Origin of the sequence: Pseudomonas sp. BN607, assembly GCF_029871175.1 — a bacterium.
Classification (GTDB): domain Bacteria; phylum Pseudomonadota; class Gammaproteobacteria; order Pseudomonadales; family Pseudomonadaceae; genus Aquipseudomonas.
Window position 1 is genome coordinate 22,286 of the sequence record NZ_SSOE01000025.1, and the last position, 20,832, is coordinate 43,117.

At 64.8% G+C, this 20,832-nt stretch carries 17 protein-coding genes; 12 read left to right on the top strand and 5 right to left on the bottom strand.

Going from position 1 to position 20,832, the window contains the following annotated elements; all coding sequences use genetic code 11:
* Positions 1-19: 19 nt before the first annotated feature.
* Together E8E68_RS04880 and E8E68_RS04885 are read right to left on the bottom strand one after the other, a co-directional pair.
* Complete coding sequence (locus E8E68_RS04880) at positions 20-2,020, bottom strand: U32 family peptidase (RefSeq protein ID WP_110744442.1); 2,001 nt, start codon at positions 2,018-2,020, stop codon at positions 20-22.
* A gap of 168 nt (positions 2,021-2,188) precedes the next feature.
* Positions 2,189-2,569 (bottom strand): RidA family protein, encoded by a 381-nt coding sequence (locus tag E8E68_RS04885; RefSeq protein ID WP_266029850.1) that lies wholly within the window; start codon positions 2,567-2,569, stop codon positions 2,189-2,191.
* A gap of 136 nt (positions 2,570-2,705) precedes the next feature.
* On the opposite strand from E8E68_RS04885, the gene E8E68_RS04890 reads away from it, so the two are divergent.
* Positions 2,706-3,401, top strand: a complete 696-nt coding sequence (locus tag E8E68_RS04890) for a tRNA (adenine(22)-N(1))-methyltransferase TrmK (protein WP_110744456.1) — start codon at positions 2,706-2,708, stop codon at positions 3,399-3,401.
* A 1-nt stretch (position 3,402) separates the two neighbouring features.
* Here the strand turns inward: E8E68_RS04890 and E8E68_RS04895 are convergent, their stop codons facing one another.
* A complete protein-coding gene (locus E8E68_RS04895) occupies positions 3,403-3,666 on the bottom strand; it encodes a DUF2790 domain-containing protein (protein WP_266029852.1) in 264 nt (87 codons plus the stop codon).
* A gap of 124 nt (positions 3,667-3,790) precedes the next feature.
* On the opposite strand from E8E68_RS04895, the gene E8E68_RS04900 reads away from it, so the two are divergent.
* The gene (locus E8E68_RS04900; RefSeq protein WP_110744439.1) at positions 3,791-4,723 is read left to right on the top strand and encodes a LysR family transcriptional regulator; all 933 of its coding nucleotides are present in this window, start codon (positions 3,791-3,793) and stop codon (positions 4,721-4,723) included.
* A 99-nt stretch (positions 4,724-4,822) separates the two neighbouring features.
* Here E8E68_RS04900 and E8E68_RS04905 read toward each other — a convergent pair whose 3' ends face one another.
* Positions 4,823-5,974, bottom strand: coding sequence for an acyl-CoA dehydrogenase family protein (locus E8E68_RS04905; protein WP_280340012.1), 1,152 nt, complete (start codon positions 5,972-5,974; stop codon positions 4,823-4,825).
* Positions 5,975-5,990: 16 nt separating this feature from the next.
* The gene (locus E8E68_RS04910) at positions 5,991-7,061 is read right to left on the bottom strand and encodes an enoyl-CoA hydratase/isomerase family protein (RefSeq protein ID WP_266029856.1); all 1,071 of its coding nucleotides are present in this window, start codon (positions 7,059-7,061) and stop codon (positions 5,991-5,993) included.
* A gap of 299 nt (positions 7,062-7,360) precedes the next feature.
* Here E8E68_RS04910 and mdcA point away from each other — a divergent pair, with 299 nt between their 5' ends.
* From mdcA to mnxG, 10 genes are all read left to right on the top strand, one after another.
* Positions 7,361-9,022 (top strand): malonate decarboxylase subunit alpha, encoded by a 1,662-nt coding sequence (gene mdcA, locus E8E68_RS04915; RefSeq protein WP_266029858.1) that lies wholly within the window; start codon positions 7,361-7,363, stop codon positions 9,020-9,022.
* Positions 9,023-9,081: 59 nt separating this feature from the next.
* Positions 9,082-9,900, top strand: coding sequence for a triphosphoribosyl-dephospho-CoA synthase (locus E8E68_RS04920; RefSeq protein WP_266029979.1), 819 nt, complete (start codon positions 9,082-9,084; stop codon positions 9,898-9,900).
* A 1-nt stretch (position 9,901) separates the two neighbouring features.
* Complete coding sequence (locus E8E68_RS04925) at positions 9,902-10,201, top strand: malonate decarboxylase subunit delta (protein ID WP_012272082.1); 300 nt, start codon at positions 9,902-9,904, stop codon at positions 10,199-10,201.
* A complete protein-coding gene (locus tag E8E68_RS04930) occupies positions 10,194-11,042 on the top strand; it encodes a biotin-independent malonate decarboxylase subunit beta (protein WP_266029859.1) in 849 nt (282 codons plus the stop codon). Before E8E68_RS04925 ends, E8E68_RS04930 begins: the two co-directional genes overlap by 8 nt.
* Positions 11,039-11,830 carry a biotin-independent malonate decarboxylase subunit gamma gene (mdcE, locus tag E8E68_RS04935; protein ID WP_266029860.1) on the top strand — a complete coding sequence of 264 codons (792 nt, stop codon included), beginning with the start codon at positions 11,039-11,041 and terminating at the stop codon, positions 11,828-11,830. The genes E8E68_RS04930 and mdcE overlap by 4 nt, the downstream gene beginning before the upstream one ends.
* 1 nt (position 11,831) lies before the next feature.
* Positions 11,832-12,446: a malonate decarboxylase holo-ACP synthase gene (locus E8E68_RS04940; RefSeq protein ID WP_110744432.1), complete on the top strand. Its 615-nt coding sequence runs from the start codon at positions 11,832-11,834 to the stop codon at positions 12,444-12,446.
* Positions 12,443-13,363, top strand: coding sequence for a malonate decarboxylase subunit epsilon (gene mdcH / locus E8E68_RS04945; protein WP_110744431.1), 921 nt, complete (start codon positions 12,443-12,445; stop codon positions 13,361-13,363). The genes E8E68_RS04940 and mdcH overlap by 4 nt, the downstream gene beginning before the upstream one ends.
* Positions 13,364-13,543: 180 nt before the next feature.
* Positions 13,544-13,966 (top strand): malonate transporter subunit MadL, encoded by a 423-nt coding sequence (gene madL / locus E8E68_RS04950; RefSeq protein WP_110744430.1) that lies wholly within the window; start codon positions 13,544-13,546, stop codon positions 13,964-13,966.
* 2 nt (positions 13,967-13,968) lie between these two features.
* Positions 13,969-14,733, top strand: a complete 765-nt coding sequence (madM, locus tag E8E68_RS04955; RefSeq protein ID WP_110744429.1) for a malonate transporter subunit MadM — start codon at positions 13,969-13,971, stop codon at positions 14,731-14,733.
* Positions 14,734-14,989: 256 nt separating this feature from the next.
* Complete coding sequence (mnxG, locus tag E8E68_RS04960; RefSeq protein WP_280340018.1) at positions 14,990-20,824, top strand: manganese-oxidizing multicopper oxidase MnxG; 5,835 nt, start codon at positions 14,990-14,992, stop codon at positions 20,822-20,824.
* Positions 20,825-20,832 lie beyond the last annotated feature (8 nt).

The following is a 20,832-nucleotide window of genomic DNA, read 5'->3' on the forward strand; positions in this document are numbered from 1 at the left end:
CCCTACAGGCTATGAAGGATCAATGCGGCCCGCGCGGAATGGTCTTCAGCAGGTCTTCCGGGCTGATATGCCCGACCACTTGCGCCACCGCGCTACCCGGCGTTGGCAGGTCGATGATGTGGCTCTTCATTTTGCCGATCACATGCATCTCGCACGGCTTGCAGTCGAACTTCAAGGTCAGCACTTCGTCGCCCTGAATCAGCTGCATCGGTGCCACCTTGGTGCGCACTCCGGTCACCCCCTTGGCCTGCTTGGGGCACAGGTTGAAGGAGAAGCGCAGGCAGTGCTTGGTGATCATCACCGGCACTTCGCCATGCTCTTCATGGGCCTCGTAGGCTGCATCGATCAGTTGCACCCCATGGCGGTGGTAGAAGTCGCGGGCCTTCTGGTTGTAAACGTTGGCCAGGAACGACAGGTGCGACTCGGGGTACACCGGCGGTGGCGTGGTCTCGGCCTTGCGCCCGCCCCGGGGGTGCGCCTGCACGCGAGCGGCAGTCAGCGCTTCGATGGCTTCGCGGCGCAGGGCCTTGAGCTGCGAGTTGGGGATGAAATATGCCTGCGGGGCGTCCAGCTCGATGCTGTCGGCGTGGTACATCGTGGTCCCCAGCTGGCCGAGCAGATCGTGCAGCTGCTCTAGCGCCTGCTGCGGCTTGTTGGCCGCGCCGAACGGGCCTTCCAGGGCCACCTGCACGCTCACGCCTTCTTCACTGCTCAGGGTCAGCATCAGGCGTTGCTCGCGCAATACCGCGTGCCACTCCACGCCAACCCGGCGCTCGGAAGACGTACGTTGCAGGGCCTGCTGCCAGTTGTGGTCGAGGTTGCGCGACAGCGGGTGGTTGGGACGCAGTTTGTACAAGCCCTCGGGCATTTCGTTGGGCTCGACGCGGTAGCGGTAGCGCTTGCTGCCGTCTTCCTCGAACTCGCCACGCGGTTCGGCGATGTTGGCCCGGAAGCCCACCACTTCACGCTTGACCAGCACGTTCAGGCCGTCGCCGTTGGTCAGCGGCACGTCGGTGACCACCAGCATGTCGCGCTTGCCGACCTTTTCCACCACGCCCACCGGCAGGCCGGTGAAGGTTGGCGAGTCGAAGGCGCCGATATCGACCTTGCGGTCGGTGACGAAGTAGTCGGTGCTGCCACGGTGGAAGGTCTTGTCCGGGTCGGGCAGGAAGAAATGCTCGGTACGGCCGCTGGAGGCACGGGCATACTGCGGGCGGCCCTCAAGGATCGCGTCGAGTTCCTTGCGGTAGTGGGCGGTGATGTTCTTCACGTAGCCCATGTCCTTGTAGCGGCCTTCGATCTTGAACGAGCGCACACCGGCATCGACCAGGTCGGCCAGGTTGGCGGTCTGGTTGTTGTCCTTCATCGACAGCAGGTGCTTCTCGAAGGCCACCACGCGGCCCTGGTCGTCCTTCAGGGTGTAGGGCAGGCGGCAAGCCTGCGAGCAGTCGCCCCGGTTGGCGCTGCGGCCGGTCTGTGCGTGGGAAATGTTGCACTGGCCGGAGAATGCCACGCAAAGCGCACCATGGATGAAGAACTCGATGGCGGCGTCGGTTTCGGCGGCGATGGTGCGGATTTGCTGCAGGTTCAGTTCACGTGCCAGTACCAGCTGCGAGAAACCAGCCTGGTCGAGGAACTTGGCGCGCTCCAGGGTACGGATGTCGGTCTGGGTGCTGGCATGCAGCTCGATCGGCGGAATGTCCAGTTCCATCACCCCCAGGTCCTGCACGATCAGCGCATCGACACCGGCGTCGTACAGCTGGTGAATCAGCTTGCGCGCGGGTTCCAGCTCGTTGTCGTGGAGGATGGTGTTGATGGTGGTGAACACACGTGCATGGTAGCGATGGGCGAACTCGACCAGCTCGGCGATATCGCTGACTTCGTTGCAGGCATTATGGCGCGCGCCGAAGCTCGGGCCACCGATGTAGATGGCGTCAGCGCCGTGCAGGATCGCCTCACGGGCGATGGCCACGTCACGGGCAGGGCTGAGCAGTTCCAGGTGATTCTTTGGAAGGGACATGTCGTTATATTTTCGGGCTGTCACGGTTTAGGCGGGCATTGTAGCGGCGAAACGGGCTGGCGGCATCATTGGGGTGCCGAGAGGTGCGGGATTGGCTGCGAGTATGCGGAATCGTGAAAGTGGCCTTGCGTCGCGAAAGGGCCGCAGGGCGGCCCCGACAAGCCCAGCTCAGCGCTTGGCAGCCATCGCTGTCACTTCTACGCGCATGCCTTCAAATGCGAGGGATGCCACACCCACTGCGGCGCGCACCGGCCAGGGCTTGCTGAAGAAGCGCTGGTACACCTCGTTGAACGCCGCGCGGTCAGCCATGTCGGTCAGGTAGATGGTCAGGTGCAGCACCCGGTCCATGCCGCTGCCGGCCTTTTCCAGCGCCACTTTCAACGCCTGCAGGGTGCACTCGCTCTGCTCGACGATGTCGCCCAGGGCCAGGCTGCCGTCGGCGTGGGTCGGGATTTGCGTGGTGACCAACACGCCGTTGTACTCGGCGACGTCAGAGGAAATCGACTCGGCGTCCGGGTCCGGGGTGTAGATGATGTCTGCATTTGCCATGGTGCGTTTGCCTTGCGACGGAAGGAAAACGGCAAGCCTACGCGAGCGCACGGGGCGGGTCGAGGGTGCCCCGGTGTTTGAAATGCGCGGCGTTCAAGGTCAGAATCGCGGCCGATTGCAAAACCAGGGGTTTACGTTGAACGAACAGACTTTGTCCAGGCGCCTCGAGCGCGTGGCCGCCCATGTGCCGCAGGGCGCGCGCCTGGCCGACATTGGCTCGGACCACGGCTTCCTGCCGGTGGCCTTGATGCTGCGGGGTGTGATCGAAGCTGGTGTGGCGGGTGAGGTGGCGCAGACGCCGTTCGCTTCGGCCCAACGCACGGTGCGCAGGAACGGCCTGGAGGCTGATATCACCGTGCGCTTGGCCGATGGCCTGGCCGCGGTCGAGCCGCAAGACCGCATTTCGGTGGTCAGCATGTGTGGCATGGGTGGCGAAACCATGTGCGAGATCCTCGAGGCCGGCAAGCAGCGCCTGGACGGGGTAACGCGCCTGGTACTGCAGCCCAATGGCGGGGAACGCGAGCTGCGCCGATGGCTGGCAGGCAACGGTTACCGGATCGTCAGCGAAGAACTGCTGCGGGAAAACCGCTTCGACTACGAGATCATAGTGGCCGAGCCGGGCGATGGGGCGGTATACACGGCTGAGCAGCTGTACTTCGGGCCGGTGCTCATGCAGGAGAGAAGCGAGGCGTTTCTGTTCAAGTGGCAGCGCATGCTGCGGCAGAAGCAGCAGACTCTGGCCAATTTCCAGCGGGCCCGTGACGCGGTGCCTCAGGCAAAGATCGACGACTTCAACCAGCAGCTGGGCTGGATCACCCAGGTATTGGCCTGACTCACTGCTGCGAGCAGTTGCCCATTTCACGGTAGTCGATTTCGCGCTTCTGACCCTGATGATCGACGTAGACCATGTGTGCGGTCCCCACTTGGCAGTCGGCAGCGTTGCTGGCCGGGGTGATGGAGATGACTTTGGCCACGTCCAGCGGCATGCCGTATTCGTAGTTGCTGCTGCTGACCGGCTGGTTGCTACCGGCGTCGGCAAAGGCACCGAACGAGGCGAGGGTAGCGGCAACTGCAAGAACAGCGATCGAACGTTTCATGACAGGCTCCTTTTTCAATGTGTGACTAATGATGTATTCAAAGGTCTCACACAATAAATGGGCTAACCCGTGATAGATTCCTGCCTGTAGCGTAAGAATAAGACCGATAAAGGAGCACACCTTCATGGACATGCTGCATGCAATGCGTACCTTCGCCCGTGTGGTGGAATGTGGCAGCTTCGCCGCAGCCGCCAATGCCCTGGACATATCCGCGGCGCAGGTGTCGCGCATCGTTGCCGAGCTGGAAAACCAGCTGCAGACTCGCCTGCTGCACCGCACCACCCGCCGCTTGCGCATGAGCGAGGCGGGCGAGCGGTTTCTGGAACGGGCGCGGCAGATCATGCTGCTGACCGAGGAAGCTGTAGGCGAAGCCCGTGGTGCGCACCTGACGCCACGCGGGCGCTTGCGCTTGCATTGCCCGCACGGCTTGGGCTTGCTGCTGATGCCGCTGGTGGCCGGCTACAACGCGCTGTGCCCGGAAGTGGTGATCGAACTGACCTTGTCGCAGCGCAACCCGGACCCGCTGGCTGAAGGGCACGACGTAGTGATAACCGTCGACGGCGCGCTGCCGGACTCGCAGTTGATCGCTGTGCCGCTGGGCAATATTTTCAGCATCCCCTGCGCTGCCCCCGGTTACCTGGACACCCATGGCGTACCGGAGCAGCCCGAGGACCTGCACAACCATCGCTGCCTGCGCATGGCTTACCCCATGTACGAAGGCGACTGGGTGTTCCCGCAAGGGGTGGACCAGTGCGTGATCACGCCGAACGACAGTTTCTCCACCAACGTCGCCGACGCCATGCTGGTGGCCAGCGAGCTGGGCATGGGCATTGGCCTGCTGCCGTTCTACACCGCCAGCCAGGCAATCGAGCAGGGGCGCTTGTGCCGGCTGCTGGCCCCGTATCGGCTAAGGGAGAGTGCGCTGTATGCGATGTACCCGTCACGCCATTACCTGGATGCCAAAGTGCGCACCTGGATCGACTACCTCAAGGAGCAGTTGCCTGCGTTGTTCGAGGGGCATGCCAGGGTGGTGGATGATGCGCGGTATTGGCGTTAGGGCATCGTGAGGGCAGGTACTCCCACGCAGCATGCGACGCGGCGGATGGCACCGGCTATGCCGGTGCGCGCGGGGGCCGCAGGCTTTGCAAAGTAGGTATTACAGGGGATAGTGCTTCAGCTCCCGCGCAATCAACATGCGCTGGATCTCGCTCGACCCTTCATAGATCTGGGTAATCCGCGCATCGCGGTAATACCGTTCTACCGGGTAGTCCTCCAGGTAGCCATAGCCGCCATGCACCTGGATCGCCATCGAACACACGCGCTCGGCCATTTCCGAAGCGAACAGTTTGGCCTGCGACGCCTCTGACAGGCAGGGTTTGCCGGCGCTGCGCAGGCGTGCGGCATGCAGGATCAGCAAGCGTGCGGCGTTCACCTGGACCTGCATGTCGGCCAGCAGGTTGGCGATGCTCTGGTGTTCGTTGATTGGCTTGCCGAACTGCACGCGGTCACGCGAGTAGGTCAGCGCCGCTTCGAACGCGGCGCGCGCGATGCCCAACGCCTGGGCGGCAATGCCGATGCGGCCGCCTTCGAGGTTGGACAAGGCAATGGCCAGGCCCTTGCCACGCTCGCCAAGCAGGTTGGCGGCCGGAATGCGGCATTTGTCGAACGTGACCGCGCAGGTATCGGAGGCGCGGATGCCCATCTTGTGCTCGCTGCGATCAACCTTGAAGCCAGGGTTGTCGGTGGGCACCAGGAATGCCGACAGGCCTTTTTTGCCCAGCTCCGGGTCGGTCACCGCAAAGACGATCGCCAACCCGGCACGCCGGGCGTTGCTGACGAATTGCTTGGCGCCATTGATCACCCAGTGGCCGTCAACCTGTTCGGCACGGGTGCGCAAATTGTGCGCCTCGGAGCCGGCCTGCGGCTCGGTGAGGCAGAAGCAGCCGATCACTTCGCCCGTGGCCAGGCGTGGCAGCCACTGCTGTTGCTGTTCGGCAGTGCCATAGGCCAGCAGCGGCCCGCAGCCAACCGAGTTGTGGATGCTCATCATCGCCCCGGTGGCCCCGCAACCGGCGGCAATTTCTTCCACCGCCAGCGCATAGGCGACGTAGTCGGTGTAGCTGCCGCCGAAGTCTTCCGGCACCACCATGCCAAGCAGGCCCAGTTCGCCCATCTTGCGCACCACGCCGTCATCGATCCAGCCGGCCTTTTCCCACGCCTGGGCATGCGGAGCGATCTCGCCCCGGGCAAAATCCCGAGCCATGTCGCGGATCATGATCTGTTCTTCGCTCAGTTCCAGGTCTTGCATCTGTGTACTCCCGGGCTCACAGGCCTTCGAAGAATTGGTCGACCCGCTGGCGCTGCAGTGCGGCCAGGGTCGGCGGGTTCCAGCGCGGTTGCTTGTCCTTGTCGATGATCAGCGCGCGCACGCCCTCGATGATGTCGCCATGCTGGAACCACTGGCGGTCCAGGTGCAACTCCATCGCAAAGCAGTCGTCCAGGCCCAGATGGCGACCGCGGCGCAGCATCTCCAGGGTAACCGCCATCGCCAGCGGTGAGCGGCTTTCCAGCTGGTCGGCGGTAGCAATGGCCCAAGCGTGGCTGTCGCCAATGGTGACCGCACGCAGCTGCTCGACGATGGCCGGCAGGTCGGGCAGGGCGAAGAAGTGGTCAATGACCGGGCGCAGTTTTTCCAGCGGTGCGTCATCCAGCACCTGGGTACCAAGCCTGGCCAGCAGGTTCTGCAGGTCTTTAAGGGGTTGGTCGCCGAAGCTGAGCTGGTTCAGGCCCTGGTCGAGGGCGGCGAGCTGATCGCTGGCCAGGTACCAGTCGGCAAGGCCGCAATAAAGCGCGTCGGCTGCCTGGATCTGCGCGCCGCTGACGCCCAGGTAGGTGCCCAGTTCACCGGGGATGCGCGACAGGAAGTAGCTGCCGCCGACATCCGGGAAGTAGCCAATGCCGACTTCGGGCATGCCCAGGCGGCTGCGCTCGGTGACTACCCGCAGGTCGCAGCCCTGGGCCAGGCCCATGCCGCCGCCGAGGGTGTAGCCGTCCATCAGCACCAGCACCGGCTTGCGGTAGCGATGGATGACCAGGTCGAGGGCGTATTCCTCGACGAAGAATGTTTCGTGCAGCGTGTCGCCCGCCTTGAAACTGTCGTGCAGCGAGCGGATATCACCCCCGGCGCAGAAGCCCTTGGGGCCTTCGCCGCGCAGCACCACCGCACGTACTTGCGGGTCTGCGGCCCATTGATCGAAGTGCTGGCGCAGGCTGCGGACCATGTCCAGGGTCAGGGCATTAAGGCCGGCGGGGCGGTTCAGGGTCAGGTGGCCGATCTGGTTGCGGACCTCGGCCAGCACAGGGTCGGTTGCCGAGGTATGAGCGTGCGCAGTCATTGCGTTCTCCCTGCTTTGTTATTGATTTTCCGAGTGAAGTCTGGAGTTCGCTAGAGGATCTGCGGATCCTTGCATGCGAATTTACCTTGCACAATCGACAAATCTGCAGGGGGATTCTGCATTTTTGCCTTGGCCGACGTTGTTGCCACTCTAGCAAGGTTTCAGGTTGGCAGGGCCGACAGGGAAGCAACAGCCGGTTGATCATTAACCTGGGCGTAACGATTGGCAACTGAGCTTGATTGATACCCGGGTACCCCAGCCCTAAGGTGACCCCACGACAGCGAACCCGTGGAGTCACCATGACAACAACACAAATTCCACCGCCGCAATGGTCGCGGCGGCGTGCCGAAAAGCAGCGCCGCCTGGACCGCGTCCGCCACCTCGCCGAAGGCGTGGTGCTGCCCACCGAGCGCATCGTCGAAGCGCTGGAGCTGCTAATCGCCCCCGGCGACCGGGTGGTGCTCGAAGGCAACAACCAGAAACAGGCCGACTTCCTCTCGCGTTCGCTGGCCAAGGTCGACCCCGGCCACCTGCACGACCTGCACATGATCATGCCCAGTGTCAGCCGTGCCGAGCACCTGGACCTGTTCGAACGCGGCATCGCCCGCAAGCTCGACTTTTCCTTCGCCGGCCCGCAAAGCCTGCGCATCGGCCAGTTGCTGGAAGACGGCTTGCTGGAAGTCGGTGCCATCCACACCTATATCGAGCTGTACTCGCGGCTGCTGGTCGACCTGATCCCCAACGTCACCCTGGTGGCGGGGTTCATGGCTGACCGCCAGGGCAACCTGTTCACCGGCCCCAGCACCGAAGACACCCCGGCACTGGTCGAGCCGGCCGCGTTCAGCGACGGTATCGTCATCGCCCAGGTCAACCAGCTGGTGGACCGCACCGATGACCTGCCTCGGGTCGACATCCCGGCATCGTGGGTCGACTTTGTGGTGGTCGCGGACCAGCCCTTTTATATAGAACCGCTGTTCACCCGCGACCCGCGCCATATCAAGCCGGTGCATGTGCTGATGGCCATGATGGCCATTCGCGGCATCTATGAAAAACACCAGGTGCAGTCGCTGAACCATGGCATTGGCTTCAACACCGCAGCCATCGAGCTGATTTTGCCCACCTACGGCGAGTCGCTGGGCCTGAAGGGCAAGATCTGCCGCAACTGGACGCTCAACCCCCACCCGACATTGATCCCGGCCATCGAAACCGGCTGGGTGCAGAGCGTGCATTGCTTCGGCACCGAACTGGGCATGGAGGACTACATCGCCCAGCGCCCGGACGTGTTCTTCACTGGCCGCGATGGCTCGCTCCGCTCAAACCGCATGATGTGCCAGTTGGCCGGGCAGTACGCCGTCGACCTGTTCATTGGCGCGACCTTGCAGGTGGACGGCGATGGCCATTCCTCAACCGTGACCCGTGGCCGACTGGCCGGTTTCGGCGGTGCACCGAACATGGGCCACGACCCGCGCGGCCGGCGCCACGCGACGCCAGCCTGGCTCGACATGACCGTACCGGACACCTTGCTGGAGCGGGGGCGCAAGCTGGTGGTGCAGATGGTCGAGACCTACCAGGAAGGCGGCAAGCCGACCTTCGTGGAAACCCTCGATGCCGTGGACGTGGCCAGGAAGGCCGGCATGCCGCTGGCGCCGGTGATGATCTACGGTGACGACGTCACCCACCTGCTGACCGAGGAAGGCATTGCCTACCTGTACAAGGCTCGTAGCCTGGAAGAACGCCAGCAAATGATCGCCGCCGTGGCCGGGGTGACCGCCATCGGCCTGCGGCATGACCCCAAGGACACCTTGCGCCTGCGTCAGCAAGGCCTGGTCGCCTTGCCCGAAGACCTCGGCATCCGCCGCACCGATGCCAGCCGCGAACTGCTGGCCGCGCGCAGCATTGCCGACCTGGTCGAATGGTCCGGCGGCCTGTACAACCCGCCTGCACGGTTCAGGAGCTGGTGATGAAAGCACTCGACTTGCAAGCGCAAGTGCCTCTTTGCGGGCTGGCCCAGACACACCGAATGCCACTGCCTGACCAGCTTGCCGACCTGGCCGTGGAAGCCTTGATCGACGAGGCCGACCTGTCGCCTAAACCCGGCCTGGTCGATCGCCGCAGCAACGGCGCCCACAGCGACATGACCCTGGGCCTGATGCACGCCTCGGCCCTGGCCCTGTGGCCATGCCTGCGCAACATGGCCGAAGCCGCCCACACTCTTGGCTCGATCAGCCAGACCCTGCGCGCCAGCCTGGGCCAGCTCGGCCGCGATGGCGAGGCCGCGATGCTGGCTGCGACCCATGGGGTGAATACCCACCGCGGCGCGATCTGGGCCCTGGGCTTGCTGGTAGCCGCCAAGGCCCTTGACCCCAATGCCGACGCCTGCACTGTGGCCGCCCGGGCGGGGCGCATCGCCCTGTTCGACGACCCGGCCATGCCCCTGCAGCTCAGCCACGGCCTGCAGGTACGCCAGCGCTATGGCAACGTCGGCGCCCGCGAGCAGGCGCAACAAGGGTTCCCTGCCGTGATCGGTCACGGCCTGCCACAACTTCAACGCAGTCGCGCCAAGGGTGCCAATGAAGTTCACGCCCGGCTTGACGCCTTGCTGGCCATCATGGCCGTGCTCAGCGACACCTGCGTGCTCTGGCGCAGCGGCCCGGCCGGGTTGGCTACCGTCCAGCAGGGTGCGCGCGCCGTGCTGGACGCAGGCGGCAGCGCCACCCTGGGCGGGCGTCGGCACTTGCGCGCGCTCGATCAGCAACTGCTGCACCTGAATGCCTCACCGGGCGGCGCTGCCGATCTGCTGGCCGCCTGCCTGTTCCTCGACAAAGCCGGGAGCCTGTGACATGGAAACCCTGACCTTCAACTTTCCCGCCGCCGAACCGGGACGTGGCCGTACCCTGGTGGGTTGCGTCAGCTCTGGTGACCTTGAAGTGCTGATCGAACCCGGTACAGCCGGCAGCCTGCAGATCCAGGTGGTGACCTCGGTCAACGGCAGCGCGGCACGCTGGGCGCAACTGTTCCAGCGCCTGTTCGAGGGCCGCGCCTGGCCGGCCGTGAACATCGACATCCATGATTTCGGCGCCACCCCAGGCGTGGTCCGCCTGCGCCTGGAGCAAGGTTTCGAGGAGATCGCCCATGACTGATACCGCACGCTTGCTGCGCAGCCGCAGCTTTGTCGAACTGGGCGCCCGCCAGCGTGCCCGTGCCCTGCTTGACGCGGGTAGCTTCCGTGAACTGCTCGGCCCGTTTGACCGGCTGATGTCGCCATGGCTGCCGCGCCAGGGCATCGTGCCGCAGGCTGACGATGGCGTGGTCATCGCCAAGGGCCTGCTGAACGGGCGCAACGCCGTGGTCGCCGCGATCGAAGGCGGCTTTCAGGGCGGCAGCATGGGCGAAGTAGGCGGCGCGAAGATTGCCGGTGCGCTGGAGCTGGCCATTGAAGACAACCGTAACGGCATCCCCACTTGCGCGGTGTTGCTGTTGGAAACCGGCGGCGTGCGCCTGCAGGAAGCCAACCTTGGCCTGGCGGCCATTGCCGAAATCCAGGCGGCAATAGTCGAGCTGCGCGTATGGCAGCCTGTGATCGGGCTGATTGCCGGTTCGGTCGGCTGCTTCGGCGGCATGTCCATCGCCGCTGGCTTGTGCAGCCATTTGCTGGTCACTCGCGAAGCGCGCCTGGGCCTCAATGGGCCACAGGTCATCGAACAGGAAGCGGGCATCGGTGAGTACGACGCCAAGGACCGCCCTTTCATCTGGAGCCTCAGCGGCGGCGAACAGCGCCATGCCAGCGGGCTGGTCGATGCCTATGTGGCCGACGATATCGAGGCGCTGCGCGAACGCCTGTTGCAGTTGCTTGACACGCCTGCCAGCGACCGCGCCAGCCAGCACGCCTGGTTCCTCGAACGCCTGGCCCGGCTGGGGGCGGACTGCCCGCAATTGGGCGCCGCTGCCGTGCGTGACCTTTATCAAGGAGAAGCCAAATGAACCGTGCCATGAACTGGCTGCCGGGCCTGGCCGGTGGGCAAGCCTTGCCAGGCTACCCGGCGTCGTTGCGGGTTATCGACGGTGAACTCGACAATCGTCCGGCGCGCTTCATCGCGGTGGTCCCCGATGCCGATAACCCGTTCCCCCGGGCGCGCTCGGGGGAGGTCGGCCTGCTGGAGGGCTGGGGGCTGGCCAAGGCCGTCAGTGAGGCGGTGGAGGCTGACTGTAGTGGCCAGAAGCGTGTGATTGTCGCGGTGATCGATGTACCCAGCCAGGCTTATGGCCGACGCGAGGAAGCGTTGGGCATTCACCAGGCGTTGGCCGCTGCCGTGCAGGCCTATGCCCAGGCGCGGCTGGCCGGGCACCCGGTGATCGGCCTGCTGGTCGGCAAGGCCATGTCGGGTGCCTTTCTGGCCCACGGCTACCAGGCCCAGCGCCTGATCGCCCTGGACGATGCCGGGGTCATGGTGCACGCCATGGGCAAGGCAGCCGCGGCGCGGATTACCCTGCGCAGCGTCGAGCAACTGGAGGCCTTGGCCGCCGAGGTGCCCCCGATGGCGTATGACCTGGCCAGCTATGCCTCGCTCGGCCTGCTGTGGCGCCGCTTGACGGTAGGCAACGCCGAGGCGCCGAGCCCCGAGGATATCGCCCAGGTACGCGCCTGCCTGGCGGAGGCGGTGCGCGATATCGGTAGCTCGACCGACCTGTCGTCGCGGCTGGCGGGTGAGCACCGCAGCGCCTCGCGCCAGGTACGCGAACAGCTGCGCCGCCAGTGGCAGGGGGCCTGAAATGAACGCGCCACGGCCACACGACCTGCTGTGGGGGATGCCGGCATCGGGCTTGCCCGCTGACGCCCCCCAGTGGGCGCGGGATGTGTTGGCAAGCGGTCAGCCGGTGGTGGTCCGCCGCGGCGTCTGTGAGGCCGGTTGGGTGGCGGTCGGGCTGCGTGGTCAGGGCCGGGCGCAGCGCTTGCCGGCGTTGATGCACCTGGCCGATGTTCAGCGCCAGCAAGGCCCCGAAGCGCTGCGCTGGCAAATGCAAAGCCCCTGGCCGGCGTTGCAGGCCCTGGCGTCGATAGCCCCGGTATTGAATGGCAGTGGCCTGGCCTGGGGGCCGACAGGGGGCGTGGGGTACCAGATCGCTACCGGTATGGACGTGGTGCATGCCGACAGCGACCTGGACTTGCTGCTGCGTACGCCCCAGCCGCTGGCGCGGGCGCAGGCACGGGCGTTGCTGGATAGCCTCGACTGCGCACCGTGCCGTATCGACGTGCAACTGGAAACCCCGGCAGGTGCTGTCGCCCTGCGTGAGTGGGCCGGCTTCGCCCGTCGAGTTCTGCTCAAGTCGGTCCATGGGCCGCGCTTGGTCGCTGACCCGTGGGCAGCGGGGGAGCGTGCGGCATGAGCAGCCTGTTCGCTTTCCCCGGCCAGGGTGCTCAGCAAGTGGGCATGCTGCAGCGCCTGCCTGAGGGCTGCGGGCCATTGCTGGCCGAGGCCAGTGATGCCCTGGGTCAGCCAGCACTGGCGCTGGACAGCCAGCAAGCCCTGCAGTCTACCCGTGCCGTGCAGCTGTGCCTGCTGCTGAGCGGTGTGGCCTGGGCGCGCTGGCTGATGCAGCGCAGCCCAGCGCCGGACTACGTAGCGGGTTTGTCGATTGGCGCGTATCCGGCGGCCGTCGTGGCTGGCGCCCTGGGCTTTGCCGATGCCGTTCGCCTGGTTGCCCTGCGCGGCGAACTGATGCAGCGCGCCTATCCGCAAGGGTATGGCATGACTGCACTCAGCGGCCTGGACCTGGCCAGTGTCGAGGCGTTGCTTGGTGAGGTGGGTGGCGAGGTGTATGTCGCCAACCTCAACAGCGAAAGCCAGATTGTGATTGCCGGTAGCGACAGGGCAATGGCGGCGGTCGCGGCCCAGGCTCGCAGCTTGGGACGAGGCGTGGCCCGCCGCCTGGCGGTCAGCGTGCCGTCGCATTGCCCGCTGCTGGACGGCCCGGCAGCGGAGTTGGCCCATGCGTTCGCAAGGGTCGAACTGCAACGGCCACGTATCACTTACCTCAGTGGTAGCAGCGGGCGGCCGATCTTCGACCCGCAGCGCTTGCGCGACGACCTGGCCGGCAACATGGCGCGGGTGGTCGACTGGCGCGCGACGTTGCGCAACGCCTATGAACGCGGTGTGCGCCTGCACCTGGAAATGCCACCCGGTAGCGTGCTCAGCGGGCTGGCGCGGCCGGTGTTCGAACAGGGCAGGGTGGTGGCGGTGGACGGTACCCGCTGGGACAGCCTGGATGCGCTGTTGCGCCAGGAGGTGGCTGACGACCGATGATGTCAGTCGGCAGACGCTGTCATTCTGGGAATCTGGAAGCTTGCGCGACCCATGTGGGAGCGGGCAAGCCCGTGTCATCCACCGAGGCGCCTGCTCCCACAATGACCGTGCACGCCGTATCAATGTGTGTTTACGAAGAACAACAACAAGCAACTTCGACACTACCTGAGGACAACAACAATGATCATCTATGGTGTGGCACTGCTGGCGGTCTGCACGCTGGCCGGCGTCATCGTCGGCGACTTCCTGGGCGTGCTGCTGGGCGTCAAATCCAATGTGGGCGGGGTGGGCATTGCCATGATCCTGCTGATCTGCGCTCGCCTGTACATGCACCGCAATGGCGGCATGAGCAAGGAGTGCGAATTCGGCGTGGGCTTCTGGGGTGCCATGTACATCCCGGTGGTGGTGGCGATGGCGGCTCAGCAGAATGTGGTCACCGCCCTCCACGGCGGGCCGGTGGCACTGCTGGCCGCGGTAGGCGCGGTGCTGGTATGCGGTGCGACCATTGCGCTGATCAGCCGCAGCCATCGCGGCGAACCCCTGCCCGCGGCCGAGCCGGGCCCCGAGACCAATGTGCAGGCTGCCCCTGCAGGAGGGCGCTGAACATGTGGCCGATCATTGACAATGCCCTGGAACACAACGGCCTGATCACCGCCTTTGCGGTGGTTGGCGGGATCATGTGGTTGTCGGTGCTGCTGTCGAAGTACCTGACCTTTGGCCGCGTACACGGCTCGGCCATCGCCATCGTCATCGGCCTGGCGCTCGCCTGGGTGGGTGGCACCATTACCGGTGGCCAGAAGGGCCTGGCCGACATGGCGCTGTTTTCCGGCATCGGCCTGATGGGTGGGGCCATGCTGCGGGACTTTGCCATTGTTGCCACGGCGTTCGAGGTGCAGGCCACCGAGGCACGCCGGGCCGGTATGATTGGTGCGGTGGCGTTACTGCTCGGTACGGTGCTGCCGTTCATCGTCGGCGCTGCGGTGGCCTACGCCTTTGGTTACCGCGATGCGGTGAGCATGACCACCATCGGTGCCGGTGCGGTGACCTATATCGTCGGGCCGGTGACCGGGGCGGCACTGGGGGCAAGTTCCGATGTGATGGCCCTGTCGATTGCCACCGGGCTGATCAAGGCGATCCTGGTGATGGTGTTCACCCCGGTGTCGGCGCGGCTGCTGGCATTGGACAACCCACGTTCGGCGATGGTGTTTGGTGGGTTGGCAGGGACGGTCTCGGGGGTGACTGCCGGGCTGGCGGCGACCGATCGGCGGTTGGTGCCGTACGGTGCGCTGACCGCGACTTTCCATACCGGATTGGGTTGCTTGATGGGGCCGTCGATCTTGTACTTCTGCGTGCGTGGGCTGGTAGGTTAAAGCTTTTTTCGCCCAGCAACATCACCGGGGCCGCTCTGCGGCCCATCGCCGGCAAGCCATCTCTCAGCGAACAACCGCTGGGTCATTGACTTGGCCGAGCCCTGCAACCCCACCCCCAATTCGGGGAAAACCGCTGGGGATTCCTCCCCAATCTGCTTCGTTTGTCAGCGTAACCAACTGATAAGAAACGCAATTCGCACCTGGCATACACCTTGCTCCAGCTCCCCGCAGAGTTCCTGTGCCCCGGAGGTGTAGCATGTCGACGCCACGCAAAGGCCCCATCCTGTCATCACTCGTTCTGGCCTTGCTCGGCTGGGAGTCGACCAGCGAGGCGGCCGTGCAGTGCCAGCGCACCCTGGTCGCCAACGTGGTGGCCCTGGACCAGCCGCTGATGTTCAACCGCCTTGGCGCGCAAAACGCCAATGGCATGATGTTCGCCCTGCGCGAGGATGTGGTGGACGACAAGCTCGTCCCGCTGAGCATGGGCGGGGCTGCCGTGCCGGGCAAGGTCACCCTGCGCCCGGACAAGCGCCCACGGCCCATCGTGCTGCGCGTGGCTGCCGGCGACTGCCTCACGGTCAACCTGACCAACCTGCTGGCTTATCAGGCCAACCCCAACAAGCACGGCATCGAGGCCGAAGGCCCCGAAGGGGAGGAAGTCGAAAACGAGGCCGCTGAAGGCTTCGTTGCCGATGAACAGGTCGCCGAGCGCATGGTCGGGTTCCAGGTCAATGGCATGCAAGCGGTCAACAGCATCGCCGACATATCCGCCTACACCGGGCGTAACGGCAACTTCTTCGTCAACCCCGGTAATACCCGCAGCTACACCCTGTACGCCGAGCGTGAAGGGGCTTTTGCCGCCACCAGCAAGGCCGCCACGTTTGGCGGCGAAGGCGCCGCGGGCAACGTCGCCAACGGCTTGTTCGGCCAGGTGGTCGTGGTGCCCAAGTTGGGCCGCACCTACCGCAACACCCTCACCGAAGAAGAAATGCGCCTGGCCACCACCGGCCGTACTGGCACCGGCCAACCGGTGATCGACTACGAAGCCCGCTACCCGCAAGTGCAACCTTGGATTGCCGAAGGCAAGGCTGGCAAGCCGATCATTGCCATGGTCGATGGCAACCAGATCATCAATAGCGAAACCGACGCTATCGTCATGGGCCCCAACCCGGACGGCAGCTTCCCCAAAACCACCTACCCGCTGGAAAACATCGGCAAGCGCAACCCGGCACTGCCCAACCGGCTGGAGGCATTCCGTGATTTCGCTTCGCAGTTCGCCGACGAAGTCGCCGGTACCCAGGCCTTCCCCGGCTACTGGGCCGACCCGGTCATGGGCCATGTGCTGGAGCCGGCCCGCGACTCGTTCATGATCAACTACGGCTCGGGTGGCATGGGCGCTGAAGTGGTTGCCAACCGCCTGGGCGTAGGCCCGATGCACGACTGCCTGTCGTGCGCCTATGAAGAGTTTTTCCTCAGTGCACACACCGTGGGTGACGTCGGTACGCTAGTGGATGTTCCGGCTAACGTCGGCCTGGAGCACATCCGCCCCGGCGAAGTTCCGCCGGCCAGTGCCACTGGTGTCAAGGCGAGCATGGCCTTGTTCCCGGCCGAACCGGCCAACGTCCACCACAGCTACATTGGCGACTTCACCAAGTTCCGCAACACCCATAACGGCCACGAGCAGCACATTTTCCATTTGCATGGCCACCAGTGGTTGTTCAACCCCAATGATGACAACTCCGACTACATCGATGCGCAAGGCATCGGTGCCGGGGTCGGCTACACCTACGAAATCGCCAACGGCGGTTCCGGCAACCGCAACCGGGTGGCCGGTGATGCCATTTACCACTGCCACTTCTACCCGCACTTCGCCCAAGGCATGTGGGCCATGTGGCGGGTCCATGACGTGTTCGAGGAAGGCACCCGCCTTGAGGTGAGCGGGCAGGGCGAGAACGGCTTCCACAGCACCCCGTTCGCCCTGCGTAGCGGCAAGCCAGCGGCAGGCGCCCGGGCCCTGCCGGACGGCGAGATCGTTGCCGGCACGCCGATTCCGGCCATCGTGCCACTGCCCGGCAAGGCCATGGCGCCGCTGCCGGGCAAAGTCGTGGTGGTACCGAAACTCTCCGAAGAACTGGTCGCCGCCCATGACGACGATGACGAAGAAGAAGAGGGCGATGACGACCATGCCAACCCGCCACCCGTGCGCAAGGCGATCGGTTCGCTGGCCCTGGTCGATCGCACCGACGCCAACCGCAACGCCGACGGTACCCTGAAAAACCCAGGCTACCCGTTCTGGATCGGCGGCATGGAAAGCAGCGTCGGCAACCGCCCGCCAACCCCGCCGCTGGACATGCTCGACCCAGCCCTGGCACGGCAGCTGAAGGACAGTGGCAAGGCCCTGTGGGCCAACCTGGATGCCAACCAGGTCGATGGCTGGGACGGTGGCCTTGGCCGACACGCTCTGGACGGCGTATCTGCTGGCGGCGAAGCCGAAACCACCACCACCAAACTGGACTTCACCAAAGTGGTGCACAAGGCCAAACCCATCTACCTGCCGGAAGAGGGTACCGATGTCGAGCAGGCAGCCATGCAGTTCCATGCCATGGCCGAGCACCCCAGCTACGCGCTGATCCCCGGCGGCCAGCCTGTGGCCAAGGCGTTCCGCACCAACGGCGCATTGCCGACTGCCGGCGCGCCATTCTACGAACCCTGCATGGATGACCGGGGCAAGCGCCTGACCCAATCCTCAGGGGTGGGCGATTTCTTCAGCGGCGAAAGCCTGACCGGCGTGAACTTCCGCGGATCTTCCGCTTTCACGGCTGACCGCCCACGTATCTACAAGGGTGCCAACATCCAGTTTGACGCGGTGTACAACAAGGTCGGCTACCACTTCCCCCAGGCGCGCATCATCGCCCTGTGGGAAGACGCCTGGCCAGTCATCACCAAGCAGCGCCCACCAGAGCCGCTGGTGATGCGCATGAACACCTTTGACTGCACCATGTACCAGCACACCAACCTGATCCCCAACGTCTATGAAATGGACGACTACCAGGTGCGCACGCCGACCGACGTGATCGGCCAGCATATTCACCTGCCCAAGTGGGACCTGACCGCCGCCGACGGTTCGGCCAACGGCTGGAACTACGAAGACGGTATTCTCTCGCCCGGCAGTGTGGTCGAGCGCGTGCAGGCCATTCGCGCCTACAACGGCTGCACCGATGGTGATAGCCGCGATGGCAGCGCTGCCTGCCCGAAAGCCAGGCAGCACCCATACTTCGGCCGTTTCGGCCGTGCCGACTGGCTCGGCGCTCGCACGGCCATGCAGCGCTGGTTCGCTGACCCGCTGGTGAACGTGTTCAACGTCGACCGTGGCCTGGGCACCATCTTCACTCACGACCACCTCGGCCCATCGACCCACCAGCAGCTAGGCCTCTACGCCACCGTGCTGGCCGAGCCTGCCGGCTCCAGTTGGTACCACGCCGAAACCGGTGAGCAGCTGTATAACCCGGCCACCCGTCAGGACGGTGGGCCGACCTCGTGGCAGGCCGTGATCCAGACCGGCGATAACGATGGCGATGGCAAGAACGACAGCTACCGTGAGTTCTTCCTGGAGTACAGCGACTTCCAGCATGCCTATGAAGCTGGCGTATATGTGGGGGCAGGTCCGGACGGCATCCCGAATGCGCAGTCTTACCCGGCCACCGCCGACAGCTTCCGCTACGCCATCAACCCCCCGGTGCGCGGCAAGGCTTCGAACCTGCTGGAAGCCATTGTCGAGGAGCGTGGCGGCATCAACCCAGGTTGCCCAAGCCGGCCATGCCCGCAGGCGATTTCGGTGGATGACCCTGGCATGTTCGTCGTCAACTACCGCAACGAGCCGTTGGCTCTGCGCGTCTACGACCCGAACAAGGTCGGCCCGGACGGCAAGCGTGGCATGCAGGCAGACGGCTTGGCCGGCGACCTCAGCTATGCCCTGCAAACCCGCACCGACCGCGCCATCCCGGCAATGAACCTGGCGCCTTCAGCCATTACCTCGGCGGTTGGCCCAACCGGTGGGACCACGTTGTTCCCGCCGCACATCAACAAGGCGGGCAGCGAACCAGGCGACCCGTTCACGCCGATGCTGCGCACCTACTCCGGTGATAACGTGCGCCTGCGCATGCACGCCGGTGGCCATGAAGAAGAGCACAACGTCACCCTGCACGGCGTGAAATGGCTGCAGAACGGTACGGGTTTCGGCAACAGCTCCAACTCGGGCTGGAAGTCGTCGCAGATGATCGGCATTTCCGAGCAGCTTGGCTTCATGGCGCCGGTCTCGATGATCTCCAGTTCCGCGGCCACCAACGGCGACTACCTTTATTCGCTGGACGCCGCCCTGGAAGGTTACTGGAACGGTATCTGGGGCATCATGCGTAACTACACCGCGCAACGTAGCGACCTGTTCCCGTTGCCCAACAACCCGCAGCCGGTGGCCATGCGCAACACCGTGAACTTCGACGGCATCTGCCCGAAAACCACGGCCAACCCTAACGGTATCGGGACCCGCACCACCGTCAAGCGCAGCTATGAGATCGTCGCGGCGCTGGCCAACGATATCCTCGAGAACCGCAACGGCGTCAGCATCAATGACCCGGCCGGTATCGGCCAGCATGTGGGTGGCCCGCTCAAGGCCAATGGTGGCACCTTGGTGTTCAACAGCCGTAAAACCGCGATCCCGCTGGTAAGTGGGGTAGACCCCGAAGACGGCGAACCCTTCACCCTTGGCGGCCACAGTGCCCCGTTGCACGACCCGACCGCGATCCTGTACGTGCGCAAGGCCGACCTGGACGCCACCACTGGCAAGCTCAAGGCGGGGGTGCCGGTTGAGCCTCTGGTACTGCGCGCCAACGCTGGCGACTGCATCAGCATTACCTTGGAGAACCGCCTGCCACTGGTAATGCCCGACTTGCCGAGTACGGCGGTGATGCACAACGTGGTCAAGCGTGACCGCTTCGACAGCGAGGGCGCCACCGCCTTTGCCAACAACCTGATGCGGCCGTCCAGCCACGTGGGCCTGCACGCGCAGTTGCTGGCCTACGACATCACCCGGTCCGATGGTGCCAACGTTGGCCTGAACCCGGTACAAACCGTGCCTGCGCGTACTGGCACCAGTGGTGCATGGCCGACCCGTACCTACCAGTACTACGCCGGCCACCTGGAGCGTGAAGGCAAGCCGGTGTCGCAACTGGGTCGCACGGTGGACAACATCAACACCACCGCGATCGAGTTCGGCGGCCTCAACCTGACCCCGTCGGACTTCATCAAGCAGCCGCAGAAAGGCCTGGTGGGCGCCATGAGCATCCTGCCGCAAACCGCCACCTGGACCGAGGACGGTGCTACACGTGCCCAAGCCACGGTGAAGGTGACTGGCCAGCCCGACTACCGCGACTTCGTCACGGTGTGGCAGCGTGCGCTGAACATGCGCTGGGCCGATGGCCGCCCTGTCGAAGGCATCAACACCGAAGGCAACGGTGCCGCAGGCGACCCGCAGGACAACGGGAACATGGCGGTCAATTACAAGACCGAGCCACTGTGGCTGCGCTTCGGCATGGCCCCAGACTCGCCATTCGGCCGTGCCGATGGCCTGGGCTTTGGTGATGTGCCCAATGCGCACATGGCTTACGCCAACGCCCTGGTCGGCGGCGATCCGCAAACCCCTGTGCTATACGCCAAACCTGGCCAGCCGGTGCGCAACCACATCGTGATGCCTAGCGGTGGTAGCCGCGGCATGGTCTACCAGCTCGATGGCCACCTGTGGCCGCTGCACAACTACCAGGCGGAAAAGAGCGATGTGGACGGTTACCCGATGAACTTGCCAGGTATCGGCTCGGTGCGCTTCGGCTACAACCCGATGGCCATGTACATCGGTGCCCAGGAAAGCGTACTGCCAGCGGCGCACTTCAGCTTCATGCTGCCCAGTGCTGGTGGTGCCAACGCGGTGGCGGGTGACTACCTGTTCCGCGACTACGCCGCCTACGGCAACCTCTCGGGGCTGTGGGGGATCTTGCGGGTGACCAACGAAGCGCCGCCGGCAACGGCCCCGGCGCAATGATGGATAAG